At 39.5% G+C, this 19506-nt stretch carries 15 protein-coding genes and 1 tRNA gene; 3 read left to right on the top strand and 13 right to left on the bottom strand.

What is annotated here, in order from left to right:
- The first annotated feature begins 101 nt into the window (after nt 1–101).
- The 3 genes from VY86_RS18920 (at nt 102) to VY86_RS18910 (ending at nt 1695) form a co-directional block, all read left to right on the top strand.
- Nucleotides 102–563: a YchJ family protein gene (locus VY86_RS18920; RefSeq protein WP_021325511.1), complete on the top strand. Its 462-nt coding sequence runs from the start codon at nt 102–104 to the stop codon at nt 561–563.
- Between the two features lie 45 nt (nt 564–608).
- Nucleotides 609–1457: a formyltetrahydrofolate deformylase gene (gene purU / locus VY86_RS18915; RefSeq protein WP_046976103.1), complete on the top strand. Its 849-nt coding sequence runs from the start codon at nt 609–611 to the stop codon at nt 1455–1457.
- Between the two features lie 153 nt (nt 1458–1610).
- Nucleotides 1611–1695, top strand: a tRNA-Tyr gene (locus VY86_RS18910).
- Nucleotides 1696–2353: 658 nt separating this feature from the next.
- Here VY86_RS18910 and VY86_RS18905 read toward each other — a convergent pair.
- The 13 genes from VY86_RS18905 to VY86_RS18845 all read right to left on the bottom strand — a co-directional run bounded on the left by VY86_RS18905 (nt 2354) and on the right by VY86_RS18845 (nt 19504).
- Nucleotides 2354–3289, bottom strand: coding sequence for a YwqJ-related putative deaminase (locus VY86_RS18905; RefSeq protein ID WP_046976102.1), 936 nt, complete (start codon nt 3287–3289; stop codon nt 2354–2356).
- 296 nt (nt 3290–3585) lie between these two features.
- Nucleotides 3586–4461, bottom strand: coding sequence for a Pvc16 family protein (locus VY86_RS18900; protein WP_046976101.1), 876 nt, complete (start codon nt 4459–4461; stop codon nt 3586–3588).
- Between the two features lie 24 nt (nt 4462–4485).
- Entirely contained in the window at nt 4486–6561 is a 2076-nt protein-coding gene (locus VY86_RS18895) for an ATP-binding protein (protein WP_046976100.1), read from the bottom strand.
- Between the two features lie 9 nt (nt 6562–6570).
- A complete protein-coding gene (locus VY86_RS18890; protein ID WP_046976099.1) occupies nt 6571–8475 on the bottom strand; it encodes a contractile injection system tape measure protein in 1905 nt (634 codons plus the stop codon).
- A gap of 57 nt (nt 8476–8532) precedes the next feature.
- Nucleotides 8533–9801: a tail fiber protein gene (locus VY86_RS18885; RefSeq protein ID WP_046976098.1), complete on the bottom strand. Its 1269-nt coding sequence runs from the start codon at nt 9799–9801 to the stop codon at nt 8533–8535.
- 155 nt (nt 9802–9956) lie between these two features.
- On the bottom strand, nt 9957–12917 hold the full coding sequence (locus VY86_RS18880) for a hypothetical protein (protein WP_046976097.1): 2961 nt from the start codon (nt 12915–12917) through the stop codon (nt 9957–9959).
- Complete coding sequence (locus tag VY86_RS18875; protein WP_046976096.1) at nt 12910–15645, bottom strand: baseplate J/gp47 family protein; 2736 nt, start codon at nt 15643–15645, stop codon at nt 12910–12912. The genes VY86_RS18880 and VY86_RS18875 overlap by 8 nt, the downstream gene beginning before the upstream one ends.
- Before the next feature lie 84 nt (nt 15646–15729).
- A complete protein-coding gene (locus VY86_RS18870) occupies nt 15730–16146 on the bottom strand; it encodes a hypothetical protein (protein WP_046976095.1) in 417 nt (138 codons plus the stop codon).
- Nucleotides 16143–16589, bottom strand: coding sequence for a GPW/gp25 family protein (locus VY86_RS18865; RefSeq protein ID WP_046976094.1), 447 nt, complete (start codon nt 16587–16589; stop codon nt 16143–16145). Before VY86_RS18865 ends, VY86_RS18870 begins: the two co-directional genes overlap by 4 nt.
- 12 nt (nt 16590–16601) lie before the next feature.
- Nucleotides 16602–18203 (bottom strand): phage baseplate assembly protein V, encoded by a 1602-nt coding sequence (locus VY86_RS18860; protein ID WP_046976093.1) that lies wholly within the window; start codon nt 18201–18203, stop codon nt 16602–16604.
- Nucleotides 18200–18883 carry a CIS tube protein gene (locus VY86_RS18855; RefSeq protein WP_046976092.1) on the bottom strand — a complete coding sequence of 228 codons (684 nt, stop codon included), beginning with the start codon at nt 18881–18883 and terminating at the stop codon, nt 18200–18202. Before VY86_RS18855 ends, VY86_RS18860 begins: the two co-directional genes overlap by 4 nt.
- A complete protein-coding gene (locus VY86_RS18850; protein ID WP_021325530.1) occupies nt 18870–19049 on the bottom strand; it encodes a DUF5908 family protein in 180 nt (59 codons plus the stop codon). Before VY86_RS18850 ends, VY86_RS18855 begins: the two co-directional genes overlap by 14 nt.
- Nucleotides 19046–19504 carry a phage tail protein gene (locus VY86_RS18845; RefSeq protein ID WP_046976091.1) on the bottom strand — a complete coding sequence of 153 codons (459 nt, stop codon included), beginning with the start codon at nt 19502–19504 and terminating at the stop codon, nt 19046–19048. The genes VY86_RS18850 and VY86_RS18845 overlap by 4 nt, the downstream gene beginning before the upstream one ends.
- Between the last annotated feature and the right edge of the window lie 2 nt (nt 19505–19506).

Below are 19506 nucleotides of genomic sequence, written 5' to 3'. Positions count from 1 at the left end.
ATCATATTAGTTCAATAAAGTGACTATCATTTGTTCTCTTACGTTTCTTTGCAATAGAAAACGCATAAAATGGTATTTCACCCTTTACAATTGGAGTTATTTTGACAGAGTTATGCCCTTGCGGCAGTGGAATAGATTTTGCGGATTGCTGTTCTGCCTATCTCAAAAACACAAAACCTGCCCCCAACGCCGAATCTTTGATGCGTTCCAGATACAGCGCCTATGTAAAACATAATGCGGATTATCTTATTGCCAGTTGGCATCCTGACTGCCAGGCTGAAAAGTGGCGTTCAGATATAGAGCAGAGTTTTATTGCTACCCAATGGCTCGGATTAAATGTTATCGCAACTGAAAAAGGTAAAAACGATAACGAAGCCTATGTTGAATTTTCAACTTGCTTTCTTGATCAAAAAGCCCAGGATAAACAACTTATTCATGAGCGTTCACGTTTTCTTCGTATAGACCAGCGGTGGTATTATATTGACGGCGTTAAACCTCAAACTGGCCGTAATAGCCCCTGTCCATGCGGTTCAGGTAAAAAATACAAAAAATGTTGTGGTTAATCACCACAGACAAAAAGTGAAAAAGATTTAAGGATCACCCCATTCATGCAACACCAACATATACAAAAGAAAATTCTGCGCACTATTTGCCCTGATGCAAAAGGATTAATCGCCAAAATTACTAACATCTGCTACAAGCACCAACTGAATATCGTTCAGAATAATGAATTCGTCGATCATCGCACCGGTCGCTTTTTTATGCGTACTGAGCTTGAAGGAATCTTCAACGATGAAACATTTCTGGCTGACTTAGATGACGCGTTACCGGTGGGTTCTCAGCGGGAATTAAATACTGCTGGGCGGCGGCGTATTGTTATTATGGTGACAAAAGAAGCGCATTGCCTTGGGGATTTACTCATGAAAAGCGCTTACGATGGGCTTGATGTTGAAATTGCCGCGGTTATCGGCAACCACGCAACATTACAATCATTAGTTGAACAATTTGGTATCCCTTTCCATTTAATCAGCCATGAAGGTTTAACTCGTGAGCAACACGATGAAAAACTGATTGCCCAGATCGACCAATACAAACCTGATTACGTAGTACTCGCGAAATACATGCGGGTACTGACACCGGAATTTGTCCGGCATTACCCAAATCAGATTATTAATATTCACCACTCCTTCTTACCTGCATTTATCGGAGCGCGTCCTTATCATCAGGCATATGAAAGAGGCGTAAAAATCATAGGAGCGACAGCCCACTACGTGAATGATAATCTGGATGAAGGTCCAATTATTACCCAGAATGTCATTAACATAGACCATACATACACAGCTGAAGACATGATGAGAGCAGGCCGGGATGTTGAAAAAAATGTACTGAGCCATGCTTTATACTGGGTTCTTGCTCAACGGGTTTTTGTTTATGGAAACCGTACAGTCATTCTTTAGCCGCATAAAATCCCTTGCTTATTGCTCACAACTGATTCGCTCGGGGCAAAAAAACAGCATGCGGTAACTTATTTTCAAATATAGACTTTACAGCGGCGGTTCATTTGATATGATTCCGCTCGCTGTAAGCAATAATGATAATTTTCAAAATCTGGTGGGGTTCCCGAGCGGCCAAAGGGAGCAGACTGTAAATCTGCCGTCACAGACTTCGAAGGTTCGAATCCTTCCCCCACCACCATCACGAATACATTTTCCTAATATTTAAACAAAACTGTAAATGCGAAGCTGTAAATGCATGTTCCTCGTCTGGGGAAAACCCCGCTTGCACTACTGTATTGTGAAGGCGTTAAAAGCACTCAACGAAATTCGCTTACCTGACCTTAAATGTATCCATAATCATATTTTTCATCACATCTTTATGTGAAAGTTAACATTTCACAATAATCCAACATAAACTTTACAAATCAAATAATTATAAGAAAAATCAACTTCGCGCATAGGATACGCGAATGTGATAGCAGTCGTATATTTGTGAAATAGCGTGTGAAATAATCATAAAAAATAACAAATTATAACAATAACACCAGGGAACCATCATGAACCCATCAGCACAAAAAATAAGAATTATCGGCAGAAGAATAATTTTTACATGTATAAATCACTTGTCTCCCTCGTTTTTCTCGTTTATATCCAAAATTGAGAAGACCTAATATTTCTCTTGCTGTAACTATATGGTAGCCATCTTCGTGATTGCATAAAATAGCACAATCGTTATTATATTTTCAATTCCGCAAAAACAAATATAACCCATACTCATTGTTAATAATTTAAAATAATGGCGCTTCATTCTTAAAATAAAGCACCACGATAAATCGTCCATTTAATAAAATACTATTTTATATTGGTGATTCTTGTGATCTCTTATATCGAGATAATGTTGATGAAAAATTACCGCCCGCACTTTCCACCTTACCAGTAATAACATTAGCTGGCGCTGACAATATTCCAGAGCAATTATGGCAAGCAGCAAAATCATCTCCCGCTTGTTTTGTTGTTAATCGCTGTGTAAAAATAGATGATTTCAGCATATCCCGCATATATTCTCCTATTTTTCGACTTCCTATAGTTTTCCCAGCCCTTTCATCTTCTAAAATCAATAAATGGTTAAGTGCTTGTACCTCTGCATGCAAACCAGCAATACCCGCCATCGTAGGTAATACATAATCATTGTTAATAATATGATTTCTGATCAGGGATTCTGTTATTGGATGTAAAGATGTACCTGCTTCATTATACATATTATTTATCCCTAAAATAAAAGAATCAATATCACTGACCTTATAAGCATCGACTTCTATTTGTTTTATTTCCCATTCATTTGTTTCTTTATTTTTTTCTATTAATGGCCGCCTAATCAAATTAACTCCAGGAAATAGCTTACCCTCTGCTAAATTTCTATCATTATCCTTAAAATTGACAAATTCATCTTCATAATGACCATTATGTTCATATCCTGCATGAGCAGCGAAATTCGACAAAGAGTTTTTTGAATAAATAAACTTTCCGTTAGAAATACCATTCGCTTTTAAACCAGGCTCAGAGAAAGCACGTTGCTTTGCAGGTTTTATTAGCTGACCAAATTTCTTTGAAGCACTGAGAATTAATTGCGTCTTTTTATTAAAATCAGGTAACTTAGGTGTCTTTTTCTTATAAGCAGACATGACTGCTCTGGCATTAGGGACATCCAAGTATAATGCATCCAATAGCATTCCATCTGAAGTTTTACCTTTGCCAGATTTAACTGTTTTTTCATAAACATCATTTTTGAACATTTATAAATCCTCTATAATAGATGAACTTGTTACATTTAAAATTATCATCAAAACGATTTAACCATTCAATTGAAAATATTTAAACAAATAATAACCCTTAATGATTTTCTCATTATTCTGAATAATGCATTTAATCTGAATATCTTTCTATAATATCGCTATACTTATACCTTTGTTTTCTTTTGAACCATATTATCTATCTTTTTCTATTATCCAAAATAAATCAAGCACTTTCTGACAAATCAGATAGTGAAGAATATTACAAGATAAATGGGTGAGATAGTTAAACCATAACTTTATATTCCAATTAACTTGTCAGAATTTTCTTTAGCGATAAAGATACCTGCACCATTTATCTCAATAATTGCACTTTGACTATTTTCCCATTCAGAAAGAATAACTTTTATTCTCTCTAAATAATCCGAACGGGTAATGCCAGAAACTTTAAGAATAACACTTTCATTATCCTCTGCGGTAAATTCAGTTTTCAGATTCACTTTAGCAAGAGCAAAACGTACATCTTCTGTGCCACCTAAATCAATACATAATTTCTCTGATAAAACTTGATTTATTTGTGCGCTAACCAAATTTGGTTTTTGATTCATAGAATGGGAAATCTCTCTAACCGGTTCTACCGTATTTATAATATCTTGAAGTTTTACAGGTGCTGTAACTGAATACAATAAAGACAGGCGTGGCCGATTACCGAGAGCCTGCCAAAAATTACCCAAGCTATTTAAATTTTCCTGCGGTGGGATCACTCTGGTATATGCGCCGGGAATTTTAGATAATTGACGATTATTAATCAACGCGTTTAAAACACCAGTCATTATTTTTGCAGCCTGATTATCGGGCTGACTATCTGGACTACAACCATCACTTGATGGTTTACTCGAATGCCAGTAGGTAATTAAATAATTATAATTAATATTTACCCATCCCGGTAATAATAAATGATTCGCAGGGCTATAACGCCTTGGCTCAGCAGAACGTAATTGTAAATCTTCATGTATATCATAAAGAAATACACTTATTGTCGGCTTCGATGGAATTAAATCCATTTCTGGCAGATCAAAACGAATATCAATGTTAGTTAAATACTGAAATAAAATATCTTTTAATGCGTTATTAACTTCCACAATAGCATTATCAGGATCAATGATATTTTTCATATCGACTCCAAAATTAACAAATATTTAAAAAACCAATCGGCCGATTTTATTTAATTCAAGTATAATTGCTCGCTCGATATATTTATTTTCAATTTGTTCATTATTATCATTTACTGCCAACATTGATGATAATAAAGCAATATTCCTGATATTAGCGCCGGTTATATCGGCACGTTTAGCCAAATGTTCAAAATTAATCTCATCCGATAATCTCAATTGTTCAGGCCAAATTGCCCGCCACATTTTTTTACGTAGCTCTTCATCAGGATAAGTAAAATGGGTAATAAAGCTAAAACGGCGATTAAACGCGCTATCCAAATGGCTACGATTATTGGTGGCTAGAATAACTAATCCCGGATAATCCTCCAGTCGTTGTAACAGATAAGAAACTTCAATATTAGCATGTCTGTCCTGAGCATCTTTGGTTTCACTGCGTTTGCCAAATAAAGCATCGGCTTCATCAAAAAACAGAACACCAGAATCCGCTTCGGCCAGATCGAAAATGCGGGAAATATTTTTTTCAGTTTCACCAATATATTTATTTACCACCGTAGAAAGATCGACCTTAATCAAATCAACCCCCAAATGCCCGGCAATAATCTCTGCGGCCATCGTTTTACCCGTCCCTGATTCACCATAAAATAAAGCACTAATACCTGTACCATAGCTTATTTTTTCCTGAAAACCGGCACCTAATATTTGATCACGATAATTAATAGCGGCAATAATTTCTTTCAATTGTTGAATTAATTCATCAGCAACCACTAAGTCATTAAAACTACGTTTTGGGGTTATCCGCTGCGCTAATTTACCTAAGTTCTGTTGGGCACGGAAACTTAATGCCTGACGCAGATCGATCTCTTCCAATTGACCTTCCGGCTGTCGGAGTATTTGGTATTGACAAGCTTCTTCAAGGATTAGTGGCAATGTTTCCGCTGTAAATGAAAAACGCTGACATAATTGAGTAATATTAATTTCATCCGAAGCATGGCTCGGTAAGCTTTTTTCTAGCATGGTTTTTTTCTCTATCAGTGTTGTTATGGGCATATCGATTTGCACCATAGGCAGATGTTTAATCCACACTAATGAGTCTCGCGGTTCCATTAAACACACTACGCGTAATTTTGGCTGATTCAGTAAAGCAGATAACGCACTATTCAATATTTTCTTTTCCTCTGCAAGTAAAGAAAAATTGCGAATTAATAAACAGGCGTCGTGTAACCGGACTTCCCGTATTGCATCGGTTAGTAAGTTAGATATTACCGTTAGATTCTCTTCGTCTGGCAGGCGGGCTAAATCAAGGGTTAAAGTACTGATACCATGAAACGCCATAATATTACTGACGGCTAATTCTCTGGCGCTCCCCTCTTTTCCTCTTAATATCACCAGCGGACGTACTTCATTCAATAATATCTTTTCAAGTGAAGAATAAAGGGCTGGTGGATACCAAGTTTGTAAAGCCGGAGTATTCCAGTAAGCACAAGTTATCAATGGTGGTAAAATAACCCGTTGTCCTGATAGAAAATGCCAGACAGCACTGTGAGTTAAAAATTGCGTTTGTAGCCAAATAGGTTCCTCATCGTTATTAAGCCGAAATAAGTGGTTACGAATTAACGGTGTTTGCGGTAAAAAGCTGTTTTGCAATAATTGCCGATCACTTTGACGTTCACTAAATAATTCAATTGCTAAAGCAAAACTGGGCCACTGTTTTTTACTGTTACCATGCAAAGCAGCAAATAACGCATGATAACGGTTGTCGAAATGAGGTAATAAACCTAATAATAAAGCATCACGCTCAAATTCAGTGAGTTCGAAGCGTTCAATCAATAAGGATAATATATCAAAGTATGGGTTTTCTCCGGTTTCAGGGAGGTTAACAATACCATCCCCTTTAATTATCCAATGGGGAATACCTAATGGTGTCACCAAACGTTGTTTTATTTCATCTTCAGTCAGTAAAAAACTCTCTGGTAAAGAATCGTATTTGTCGCTGTTTTGATAATAGTAATGCTGTAACCGCAGATCAACACGTTCCAGATGGGGATAAATCCAGTATAATTCAGCCACCATGCAGTGATTATTTTTCAGTAAAGAATTCATATAAACCTTTTAAATATTTTTCCAGTCAATTTGTAAAGGGCGATTTAGCCAGGGAAATTTTGCAATATTTAACGGCCACGGCCAATCGGTTAATAGCAAATCAAACGGTTGATGCTGTACTGTGATTTTGATTTCCTGATTATCTATTAGCAATTCACCCGGTCGTTGTAAAAACAGCTGGCGGACATCATTACGGCTTAATTTTTTCCACATGGGAAGCTGGCTGATAATAGCATCCAGCCATTGTTCTATTATTAACTTTTTTTCCGGTTCAAGAGGCGCTAATTCCATAATTTCGCCAGCCATTAATCCACACAGAACGTTATTCAGGATCTTTCGTTCTGTTTGTACTTCTTCGTTCCCCCAAATAAAGTAATCAAGGAGACCCACAGCATTAAACTGAGCCTGACGATGGATAAATTTCTGCGCTTCGAGCAAACCAAGCCGATTAAATAACGCCGGTAATATCGGCCATAGAACCAATATTCCAACATTACTCACCTGACACGGAAAAGTTTGTTTAGTTAATAAAACCCGGTCAACGTGTGATCTATTGATAATTCGTGGTTGGTTACAGTGATTACCTGTAATGCTCAGGTTATCCAATACCGATAATGCTTGTCGATCTTCGGTAATTAATTTTTTATCTGCATTATTTAGAATAAAACGTTGCGAAAGATCTTGGTATTCTTTAGCAGAAAGATGTTTCTTACATACCAGTGAAATAGGCGTTAATTGCCATAGCGGCGCTAACCAAGTTGTCCCATCTCGGTTATATAACGCTGGATGTTGAAATAGCTGGAGAATATTTTGAGCTTTTACCTCTCCTTTTTGAATCGCTGTGGCTATTAATGAACGTTGATGCTGATTTAATGGCGGTAAATTTTGCTGCGGCTCTGTCGCTAATGCCTGTAATAATTCAATTAGTAACAGATCAACTTCAGTTATTTTTTGTAGAACAGGTTCTCTAAGACTCTGATTTTCACAACCAAAGCGATTAACTAAATTTTCATATTCCTGAATAGAGAGGTGTTTTTTACAAAATTGTGGAATCAATTCTATTTGCCAAAGTGGCTTCAACCATTCATTTAATAAGACATTTTCAGTGACTATATTCTGGCGAAATAACGTAATAATAGACACAACATCAAGCATGCAGCTCTCAAGTTCAGCCGTGATATATGATATCACCTTCACATCTGGTTCAGGTATTTCCTGCGTATTATAACGCTGTATATATCCCAGTGCATTTAATACCAGTTGCCAGGAATAAATCGCCTCTCCTTGATGCTGGAATATATCTATATCCTCTGATAACTTACGATTAATAGCGGTTAATAAAACAGGTTGATTGATAGACAAAAGCCGCTGCAAGCTGTGTTCAGATAGACAGCTTTTTGCCAATAATAATGTTAATTTCTTCCCTGTTTTCATTAATTGTTTAATTAATATATCGACATTGATATCAATATTTCTATTATTTTCCATTCCCTTTTCAGGATTTAACTGAGAACTTTTTTGATATAAATACTGAATAAACTCCTCGATATTGGACAAATAACCACTATGTAATAGAAATGGCTTGCGATTATTTTTGAGTATTATTGAATCTCCTGTAAATATTTTCACCTTATTATTTGTCTGATATTGATTCAATGCTTTATCTAGAGCAGAATTAAGCCGAATAGGAAACAATGAATTTAAGTCTAGAAAATTTATTTCATCAATATTCAGCGTTAATTTTTCAAAATACACACTCCGATTAGAGCTATATTTATCAAAATATAAATTAAATAATTTATATATATTAATCCGATTAAACAAGGAGCTTCGCAATACTTTTTTAGCCACTTGTTTATTATTTACCTCAATAGTAATGGTAATCCGATTTAACAGATTTGACTCCGAAGTCATGATAATGCTCTCTTTATGATTAATAGATAATTAAAATTTTTAATCGTTTAATAAATGTTAGGTTTTCATGATAAAAGCAAGAATATAGTAAGGGGGAATAATATTAGCATTAGCATCAACAGCGTGGGTGTGTTCTTCCCCATTCCCAGTGTCAGATGTGTAAAAATAATAAGAGCTAGAATCAGGTTCTACAAAAAGGTTTCTGCCTTTACTCCAAATATTCATAAAATCCTGAGTACCAGGATTATTGTCAAGACTTCTTTTAGCCTCATTAGAAGAATTAGAGGCATTATATTTGGCACCTGCTGTACTAAAATAAGCCATTCCTCCTAGATGGTTATGTTTTGGCATTTGATTCAAAGAAAGTTTTGTACCTTTTATTGTGATTGTGAGTTTTTTATTCGCTGTACTTATTCTGAATTCTTTAGCATTAGCACTACCTGAAGTTTTGTCATTACTCTGCCCATTAACACCAGCAAAATCCCCCCCTAAAATAAATCGATCAATTAAATTAGGTGTACCATTCTTACCATCACACAGCGCCCATCCTGTAGGAACACTACTACCAGAGAACATCACAATCATTCCTCTGGGGAGTACTTTATCAGAATCAATACTGACACCTTTATCATCAACCTTAATACCATTACCAGCTTTAACGGAAACACCATTTTTATCAACATTAATACCATTACTAGCTTTAACTTTTACACCACTCTCACTCAGACTCAAACCACTTACACCACTCCAAGCGTTACTTCCATCTCCTCCCTCCAATTTTAAATAAAGACCCGTATTATCAGTTACTACAATCCCACCCCCTTTCCAACACTTAACAGCTATGCCATCTGAGTCAACGGAAATACTGCCATTACTCTTAGCTTTGACTGAAACTCCATCGCCATCAACGGTAATACCGTTGGCAGCCTTAACAACCACATTATCTGTATTTACAACAATACCATTGCCTTGACCAACACATATCCCATTGTCTTTATTAATCAGACCACTACCAAGGTCCACAGATAAAATATCATCTTTCAGTATTAATGGAGAAAAGTCTTGGTTGGAAAGAGTGCCCATTTTTAAATTGAGCGTACCGTCATCATCTAGTTTCAATCCTTTTCCTGGTCCATTTTGCTGTGGTGCCTTACCACAAGCTTTACGACCAATATCAGCAATATCAATTAAGTGTTCATAATCAGTTTGTAATGGAATGCTGCCTGCTTTAAAGCGTTTTTTTAAATCATCTGCGGAGAGATCTTCCTTGTTATTATTACTTTCCGCACTAAGCTCTGAATTAGATATATTGTTTTTCTTTTCCATCTTTATCACCTTATATATTAGTCTATTCTATTGCTAATATCCTAAAATTATGACTGCATAATGACATAGTAATAATTAAAGATAACGAATTTAATATTACAATAAGTATCTTTTACTGTAATATTATATTAATCCACTTTTTACCTATAGATAAATTAATCTTTGTCTTTATTATCCCCAGACTGAAATTGAGGATTTTCAATTGGTGTATTTCCTCTATCATCTTTACTACGATAAATATCTTCTTGAACTTTCGGTACATATAGTAATTGATTACTCTCAATGAATTCAGAATGCCATTCTGTTTCAGATTGACCCATGACCTCAGTTCTCTGCCCTTCAGTGGCAATTCTCATATTCCCTATGCCAGTTAATGCGGAAGGCAGACGTCCCAGCGTTAACATTTCTAAAATATGGTATGCTTCATCACCTAAAGGAGTACCATTATTTTGCCAACGCTTATAGGTGCTGGCAAAATTCCTGAAATGCTCCGGTGACAACCAGTGAATAATCATGGAAACATGAGCAGGAAATTCAGCTAAAATCTCGGTTTTTACCCACGATTCCAGTTTATGAGGATCAACATTTTTATTCTCAATTAACTGGCTATTAATCACTACGCTGACGACAAATGAAAAACGATCAGTATGAGCATATTCTGCACTGGAGAAATACCAGCGATAACGCCATGCATTTTCCTTTTGTGGAAAAGTAACTTCAGTATCTTCATTTCGTGTAATTAATATTTTACCTTTAATACGATCGAATTTTTTTACCGAAGCTTTAAGCATATAGTCAGATGAGGATTTCGTGTTAGCTGATATTTTTTTGGCGGGTTCATAGGAGGTAATTTTATATTTTAGCGTGATTTCGTCACCTTCTTTGATCATAGCAGGAAAGGGACTTTGAGGACTGGAAGTGATCCAGCGTTCATTTTCAGCACCACTTTGATCCGCTTCATCAGCATAAACCAGTTGATAATCCATATCTTCCAACCACACCGGGCTATCACACCAACGCAGATTTCCATCCGTAAATGCCTGCTGCACTTCGTTCAACCGATATTCCAATACAACGCTGTTACGCGTGTCAAGATAAAATGATTTTTCTGTAATCTCAGTGATCACTTGGCCCCGCAACGTGAATCCATTATCGCCTTTGATAATTAGATCAATCATCTGACCCTGCAATAACCGCCCTGCTGCACTTTGCTGGGTGATAATTAAGTGATGGCTTTTAGAATCAGGATGACTTTTAATTTCCAGTCCATCAGGTGTTTGTTCACTGTCAAATGCCACATCAGGTTTCACGGGTAAGAGCCGACGATGTTCAATCAGGTAGAAAGGCAGATCAGCCAAATCTGGCGTTTCACTAAAACATTTTCTTCCCAAACCCAATCGGGCCGCAATCCGTTTTTGCAGCGCTGATACTTTATCTATCCGAATATTATTACGCTGATAGGCCAGCTCTGGCTGTTGAGCCAAATAATCGCGCTGAGTAGACAGAAAATCCTGTCGGCTAAGTATAAGTGGTCTGGCTGCTCGATGAGCACCAAAATAGCCTAACAGATATTCAAGGATAGCCAGCTCTTTTGCATAATTTCTCTCCTGAATAACGCCTTTATGAGAAATATATGAATCATTATGAAGCTTTTCTACCAAATCAGATTCTATATTTTGATGAACTTTATGACTGACTGTATTCGCCTTAAAAGGCCATTGTGCGCCATATACCGTATTTCCCCGTTGTTTAAAAGCCAATAGTTTTGGCAATAAAGCGAGTTCGGCGCAGCTGTTAGCTAACATTTGTTCAAAAGGCAGTATAAATTGGTGTAACTGCACTTGTTGTAGGGTATGTTTATGAGTTTGCAATCCATAGCAGGCAGGTAACTTATTACTCACCGGATAATAATCCAAGGCTTTACGATGCCTGCCCCAATTCAATAATTCTGGATGTGTAGTAAATAATGGCTCCTTCATGACCTTTTTCTCTATATCTTGTTTAAATATGGTTATATTAACCCCACCTTTGGCGGTAATGGTAAGTGGGCTGTTTGATGAGGTAATCAATTCTAAGGGGTCACTGCTCCATAGTCTGGGATAATATCCTTTAACAATTTCCCAAGACCAATGATCGCCCGATAACGGAGAAATAATGTCAGCATCATACTTATCTAATTCCAGCCGGGTAACGCCTTGAACACCTTTAATAGCCAATAATCGGTTAACCAACGGGCTTAAATTTAATACCATAGAAGCGTTGTAGTCTCTGATCGGCGGTAATGTAGGTATCCAGCCGTGGTGTAAATAAGGGCCATCAAAGATCTCTTCATTACTATAACCCATTTCTTTCAGCGCTTGAGTAGTATAACGCAACGGCTTTTCAAGTATGGTTTGTTCCGCCATCATATAAATTTGTGCAAATATGTCAGCAATATCTTTAACGTCATTATCAAGCTGAATACCAATCTTCAATGGTAAATCAACGGGTTTTAACCAAATAACCTTACTAACCCATTCTCCCAAATTACGATTATCTTTCAGAAATGCTTTCAATCTATTCTCAGCCAGGGTTTTATTATTCTCACTTTCCCGACTCGGCAGTAAATAAAGCCAATAATTTCCTCTTAATGTTAACTGTTCACTTTCTGATTTTGGCATTTGAAAACTGTATTTTCGTTCCTTTTTGCTATACCAGTATGTATAGCGTTGATCTTTTGGTTCACATACCAGTAGTACATCATTAAATAAAAAGTAACCATTAACCGTATCGTCACTATGCAAATCCAGCAATGCCCGACGATAATCCTCGGCAGTAATTGGACCGCAAGTCAGCATTTGTTGCGGGCCAAACTCCTCCGGAAAAATACCATCGCCGGGTGTCTGTTCCTCTTTACTGGGCGTCAGCAGATCCTTGAGTGGTAATGAGTGGCGGTAAGCCAAATCTGATGCACCATAACAACAAGCTTCTAATAAGGTGACACCGGGATCACTTTCACCCATATCACTCCAGCAGTTACCGGACTGTTGTTCAATAACCGCCTTTGCCTGATTAAGTAAGGTATCAAAAGCAATATCATCTTTGACGATGGGAAATAAAGCATCCTGATTACTCATGTGCTAACTCCTCTTTTGACCAGACTAAAATCAATACTTCATTATCGTCAGCCCAAATACTTTCACCCATTGCGCCTGCCTGCTTTCCCTGTTTTTCCAGGGTTAAATCCGTGACCCGTTCAACCAGAGAGAATTGCTGGATCGTGGCTAACAACTGGTAGTAATCAATGCAGTTACCGGTTGTTACACCGATAGCCGGATTTTCTCCCCACGGCATATAGTTTCGGCTCAATTCCTGTTGTAGCTGATGATGACCGTAGTCGGGATTAACACCTGAGACAAACACCAGTTGATAACGGATCAAAACGTTAACGTAGGTAGGATTGTTAATTTCAATGGTTGCCCAAGGGCTGCTTAATCGGCTTAACCATTTAACCATCTCTGCCAACCGGGCCGGGTTCAACTCTGGACGTAGCGCATCATTATTATCTTTGTAACGGTTGTCGGGGATCACAATTAATTGTTGTTTTACCGGCGCAGGAATGGTGGTTAATTTACCGCCAGAATGGTGTCTGACATCAAATAGGCTGACAAAATGATCTTTTAGTAAAGTGACCATATTCCCCCAACTCAGTACCCGGTTACGGTGGGACAACTGGACAGGAATTCGTTTTAAAAAGGCTTGCTCCGTTTCCCGGGGATGACCGTTCCAGGAAGGCCAAGGTTGAGTGACGTTGCTAATTGCAACAACAGTGTTCACCGGTTGTTTAATGCTGCCAGCGGCTAATCCATTGATAAAATGATCCTGCTCAACGGTTTCTGTGTTGGCTAAAGTTGCCGTGGTAGCGTTATATAACAAGCCATTAATTCCAGGGTAATCCTGAAGATCGGTCTTATCAGTTATCTCTGCTTTCAGCCAATACCGCCCCGTCGGCATCAGAGCTGCCTGATTTGAAGCATCCGGTGGCAATAAAGCGCGCCAGATCCCCCGGTCAAACAAGTTACGAGTTTGATCGTCAACTAATTTATCCAACTTAATCCAGGTATTGCTCTTGTTGAGATAAAACCAGGATAAAGTGAGTGCTTTAATGCCTTCTAACTGCCAATAGAGAGATAACGTTTGTCCCGGTAGTACTCCCGTAAAGCCTAAATAGAATGCTTCATGGGCAAGTACCGGCGTTTCTGCTGCTGCCTCGCCCCAGCCAAAAGGCGTCAGAGGATAAACAGTAAATTGCTCAGGTTTAACTTTAGTGCTGAATTGAACCTGCAACGCACTGATTTGCGGCGTATAGGGTAAATTCTTACCGGTAGGATCTTGCCAATACTGGGTGTGCATAAAATCTTGCTCGGCCAGTTCTATGCGTATTGATGCCGGCCAGTCATTGGGTTTTGGGCTGTCGGCAATAGGGTAATTCATTGCCGGTAAGGTAAATTGCAGGCTTTGTCCCTGTGGTTCGTGATCTCCACTGAATAATGACTGCACCTCATTAAGCTTTTCTCTCTTCTGAGGAGTGACTAAGTAACCCTGTACTTTAAATACGCTATTTGCAGTAATCCTATCAACATGGCTAATTTCTTGGCCCTCTTCACTCTTCTTAACCTCCTTATACCACTCTTTAAAACCCTTTTTGGGCAATCCAACCCATTGAGGAGTCATCGTGAGTGTTGCATTTTCAGTGCCATACCATTCCGGGGCAACCACATTAAAACCGGAGCCTAACGATGGCAATTGACCAAAGGGAAAGCTGGCTGTATCCGTTTGTTCAATACCGCCGTCAGAGGCATAGTACACATTACGGTTGCCGTTAATGCTGATCTCAATATCTTTAATCTTGGGCAGCACAGGCCCCTGAGCAGTGCCCAATTTAAGTACTGGTACAACCGGTGCATCAAATGTCATTCCATCAAGGTTGTCAGGAGGAGTGATAGGATCATCATTAGCTGATAAGCAAAGCATCAGATAATCGGTATCTTTTTCTTTTTTTACAGACAGAGAAAGCCAGTGATCTCCCGAACTGATTTTAGCGGTGATGTGACAATCATTACCTGCCCACTTGTCTGCCAATGTTACTTTAATACTTCGTTCTCCTGCCAACATGGCAAATAGCGGCGAAGTAATCAGATAACCGGAAAGAACCGGAACACCATTAAGCTTTGGGCTAAAAAGTTGGATACCGTTTTCAGGGAATACAATGTTATCTGCAAGATTTAATGGTATTGCCGATTTCCAGCCATCCCCCTCTTTCCGATACCAACGTAAGTCGGTCAGTTCCCCTTGATTTGCCAATACATTCGATTCGGACACATACTGTAACGGATTTCCCGCACTATCATATCCGGCATCAAAGCGGGTTCCTTTAGGAACAAAATATTCAATACGATCCGAACTCAGGGTAATACCTATCGCCACCTGATCCGCCTGAGCATCTCTCGGTTTCAAGCCCAATAATTGCCGATAATAAAGATCTCGATGCCGAGCCGGAAAAGTATTAAATAATGTTTTGGTCGTTTCTAATAGTTTTAAAAAAGCCAGTAAAAAAGCCTGATGAGCGGGTAAAAGACCATTTGCTTTATTCGCATTCTGGTAAATATTCGCTAATTCCTGAGGGCTATTTTTCTGAAAAAAATAGAAGCTACTCCAGAACTGTTTTTTCTCTTGATCAAAAGGGATTTTTTCAGCGTATTCTTTAAGCCAATTTAAAATATCCAGTGTACTTCTTTCATCAAGTTTAAAATCAGTATCCGATACGATAGCGGTAATTTTATTCGTTAATCCAGTCTGTCCCATATTTATACCACCTGTTATTTGAATATAACCTTAATATGTTTTCAGGAAATCGTTGTTATTTAAAAATAAGATTGGCGAGGTTATCTACCCGGCACTGACAGTATATTGATTGGTAATAAAACGGCCTTTTCCCATACTTGGTACCGTTACATCCGGTCCGGTTGACGGATTATTTGCCGGTTGTGACGGCATAAAACGGGCGATAAACTGCTGCCCAACAACAATCATCGTGACAGGGCTACGGCAAAAGTTTACCTGCTGGTTGGTATCCAATTGAGCAATGGTGACCATGCCCATGCCGGGTACCGGGTGACTGGGGGTAATATACTGCGCTTGAAACTGTACCTTTTTTTCATCCCCCACAATCACGATCTTTTTTCCCCGGATTTGCGCGTGCCCACTGCCCCTGATGGTTGCCAGCCCCAAAATGGTGACCTGCCGGTTGCCGAATAAGGGTTCAAATAGCAGGATGTCGCCATCAATAACCAGTTGTTTGCTCATAAGATCACCCGTATCGGCCCTTCACCAATCTCAAGAATACCTTCAATTTGCAGGCTGATTTCACTGCCCCTTAGGGTATAAGTCACCTGAACATGTAAGGTATTAAACAAATCTGTTCCCTGATTTATCTGAATTTCAGTCACTTCTGCACGGGGTTCATAACGTAATACGCGTTCTTCAATACGTGTTTGAATCCGTGCCATCAATTCATCACTGATATTTTCGAACATATAATCATTTAAGCCGCAACCGTAATCTTCACGCATAATCCGTTCACCAGGTTCAGTTAAAAAAAGAATTTTCATATTCTGGCGGACATGTTCTGCTCCTTCCGCCATTATTACGCCAGATTGTGTTTCAGGATGCGCATTATCTTTAATAGAAAATTGAGGCGGGAATGCCCACCCCCGGCCATAAATATCAGCTAATATTTTATCTGCCATCTCACTACCCTATTATTGTGTTAAATTAATTTTTGCCCCTTTAATATCGACCCCAGATTTTCCAGCGGCTGACAGGGATTTATCGGCCTGGAGATTAATTTCCTGTGCATGAGTGATGAGATTTTTAGCGGAACTGATGGTGATATCTTTATCCTGCTGCAAAGATAATGTATTTTTTCCACTATTAAATGCGAGTGTATTATCTTTATTATCGAATATGAGTGCTTGCTGATTCTCTCCTTGCTTAATCACCAACGTTTTCACCAGATTTTTTTCACTCGGTTCCAACGGCGATTTATTTTTAGGGTTATGCATAGATCCTAATATCACCGGAAAACGGGGATCACATTCAAAGAAACCGATAATCACCTCATCCCCCGGTTCCGGGTAGAAGCAAAATCCACTTTCATGGCTGGCATAAGGTTTACCTAAGCGGGCAAGAAGAGTGCCATTAGTTAAGTCTAAAGCCGGTATTTTGACCGGAATACGACCCAGCGATTGGCTGTCCTGGTGGTATTTTTCTACGATCCCGATATGCAGCTCTTTAACCTGAGGCACAATGTGTTCTACGTCTGATTGCATACCTAAAGTTAACCGGGTACGCCAGCCTTGCCGCTGAGTGATGGTCTGCTTTACACCGGTAATAATCGCCTGACCATCCATCCCCTGACCAAAACCAGTTAACGCCAAAACATCACCCGGTTTATAGCGATCATCACCTTCAACCTCAAAATTACCGGAGATATTATGGCTTCGTCGGTTGCCTATGATGCTTTGAGCAAACTGCTTGGTTTGTTCATTATCCAATGGGTAGCTTAAAATCCATTGCCACTCTTGGCCGGTAAGCGGTTTCAGAGTGTCCGCCGCAAGCTGACCGAGGCCAAATCCGCTGTGCTTCGCCTGAATCGCCTGAGACAGCTTTTGTTGGGTAATATCCCAGGACTGCACACTTATCGTTTTGGGGCTGCGCTGATTATCCCATTGCAGATTAGCTTCAAACAGCACCACGTCCTGGTGGTTACCGCGCTGACGAAGGGTATGTACAGTTGATTTATTCAGCGATTCCGGCGTTACCAACGTAATAGTGTCATTGCCGGGGAGTAACCAGGTATTGGTAGCACTAAGCCGGCTTTTTAGAAAACTCCAGTCATTACAGCGAAACTGCACCATCTGTTCATGTACCGTCTTAAGCTGAGGCACTTGTTTTATCGCGACAGGCACACCAGCCTGGCTGAATAGCTGCTTGATAATCGCCTCATCACTCTGTTTACTGAATAGTTGCGAGTGGAAACTATGCGTTAATTTTTGCAGTGGATGTTTTGCCGTCAGAATCATCAGACTGTCCTGACCTTTAAGCCCTAAGGTCTGTCGAACGATGATCCCTTTAAACAACACATTTTTTTGGATCTGCACAATAAGCTCATGATTCGGACGACAACTTGCCAGTTCAGCCTGCGCCTTGGCATCAAAAATATGACTGGTATCACCGATGATACCCAAAGTGATGTTAGCCGAAGGAATGCCATTGATAGGATAATTTACTGACAAACTGATGACAGTAAACTGATTGAGTACCTTGCCGCCTATCTTAATCGCTATTGTGGGTATCTTCATACCTCCCTCCGTGCTTGTAGCGTTTGTCCCGGAGTAAAATCATCAAGATTATCCAGACCGTTTTGCCAGGCAAGGGAGAGATAATCGATCCCCCCCGCGAGAGAAGCGCCAGCGCCCAACGCAATCAATGGCAGGGAGAGCATATCGGTTACGTTAACCGCGGTAGCCGGTGGTGATCTTAACTGTTGCTCGGTAGTCTGAATAACAAAGCTCTCATCCGCCACCAGAGATAAGGTGGCAGTTGCCCGCAGCGGGGTAGCATCCCGGTCAAACAAGGTGTAATGAATGCTGAGACCGTCGGCCCGGCAGGCAAAATAGCCTTTATTTTCCCAGCGCATCTTCCCCCACTTGATTTTAAGAAAGTGAGAGACTTTAGTACCAGCATCAATAGCACAGAGAGTTTTCAGGATCGCCAGTTGGGTTTCTATCGGTGTAGTGTTGCCGGGCATGGATGCATCAAACAACAGATCTAATGACAGGCTGGCAGGTTGAGATGACTCATAGTGGTTGCTTTGGTGGGTACTGGTAATACTTTCACCCTTTTTATAACTGGCTTGATAATCCAGTTGAATAGCATCAGGGTTATACATCACCTGTAAACTACCCACCAAGATTTTACCTTCCCGATCTTTAAAAGCCGTCAGCGTGAGTTTAGACAGCCTACGTTCAATTAAGCTCATAATGACCTCCTGTTTCCCGTAATGCCTCTAACACCTCGTGCTTTATCCTCTCAATCAGGCGAGCGTCGTCCAACGCTTCCTGCACTAATGTTCGCGGAGATGATAAATCACTCGCAGAATCGGTAACTTTAGCCTGAATAATCAGTTCCTTAATTTCTACAGTCATGCTTTCACTCCTAACCAGAGCATATCTTGATAACGTAATTCCAGAGAATTCACCAAAACAGCATTGCTATTGGCATCAAAGTTACCGGTAGACCAACGAACCGGTAACGCATTACTGATTGTCCAACTCGCCACGGGTAAAAAATTTTCATTCAGCAACATAATGACCACATCGGCATAAATCGCCTTTTCCCCGCGCAAGACGTGATCAAATATCAGAGTGAGCGGTGTCACTGTCATCACACCGCGTTCCAACACCAAACTACCGTGTTGGATCTTATCGGCCAGCCAGACATTTCTGGCATTTTCCCCGCCTTGATTGTGTTGAGTCGTTTGCAATTCACGGCTGAGGCCCGATATCTGCTGAAAGGCAATATCAAATGGACTGGGAATATTGTTAAAAAGAAAACTGGCGATAAAACGGTGTGACACTGACGGGGTGTAGAAGTTATGCATAT

The organism is Photorhabdus thracensis (assembly GCF_001010285.1).
Lineage (GTDB): Bacteria > Pseudomonadota > Gammaproteobacteria > Enterobacterales > Enterobacteriaceae > Photorhabdus > Photorhabdus temperata.
The sequence above is the reverse complement of the archived record's forward strand: the minus strand, read 5'-3'. Positions and strand labels throughout refer to the sequence as shown.

What these genes read in the sequence shown, in the direction of transcription:
- VY86_RS18890 (WP_046976099.1), bottom strand. Translation starts at nt 8,475, where the DNA reads ATGACTTCGGAGTCAAATCTGTTAAATCGGATTACCATTACTATTGAG.
- VY86_RS18870 (WP_046976095.1), bottom strand. Translation starts at nt 16,146, where the DNA reads ATGAGCAAACAACTGGTTATTGATGGCGACATCCTGCTATTTGAACCC.
- purU (WP_046976103.1), top strand. Translation starts at nt 609, where the DNA reads ATGCAACACCAACATATACAAAAGAAAATTCTGCGCACTATTTGCCCT.
- VY86_RS18885 (WP_046976098.1), bottom strand. Translation starts at nt 9,801, where the DNA reads ATGGAAAAGAAAAACAATATATCTAATTCAGAGCTTAGTGCGGAAAGT.
- VY86_RS18855 (WP_046976092.1), bottom strand. Translation starts at nt 18,883, where the DNA reads ATGAGCTTAATTGAACGTAGGCTGTCTAAACTCACGCTGACGGCTTTT.
- VY86_RS18845 (WP_046976091.1), bottom strand. Translation starts at nt 19,504, where the DNA reads ATGCATAACTTCTACACCCCGTCAGTGTCACACCGTTTTATCGCCAGT.
- VY86_RS18860 (WP_046976093.1), bottom strand. Translation starts at nt 18,203, where the DNA reads ATGAAGATACCCACAATAGCGATTAAGATAGGCGGCAAGGTACTCAAT.
- VY86_RS18880 (WP_046976097.1), bottom strand. Translation starts at nt 12,917, where the DNA reads ATGAGTAATCAGGATGCTTTATTTCCCATCGTCAAAGATGATATTGCT.
- VY86_RS18905 (WP_046976102.1), bottom strand. Translation starts at nt 3,289, where the DNA reads ATGTTCAAAAATGATGTTTATGAAAAAACAGTTAAATCTGGCAAAGGT.
- VY86_RS18850 (WP_021325530.1), bottom strand. Translation starts at nt 19,049, where the DNA reads ATGACTGTAGAAATTAAGGAACTGATTATTCAGGCTAAAGTTACCGAT.
- VY86_RS18895 (WP_046976100.1), bottom strand. Translation starts at nt 6,561, where the DNA reads ATGAATTCTTTACTGAAAAATAATCACTGCATGGTGGCTGAATTATAC.
- VY86_RS18865 (WP_046976094.1), bottom strand. Translation starts at nt 16,589, where the DNA reads ATGGCAGATAAAATATTAGCTGATATTTATGGCCGGGGGTGGGCATTC.
- VY86_RS18900 (WP_046976101.1), bottom strand. Translation starts at nt 4,461, where the DNA reads ATGAAAAATATCATTGATCCTGATAATGCTATTGTGGAAGTTAATAAC.
- VY86_RS18875 (WP_046976096.1), bottom strand. Translation starts at nt 15,645, where the DNA reads ATGGGACAGACTGGATTAACGAATAAAATTACCGCTATCGTATCGGAT.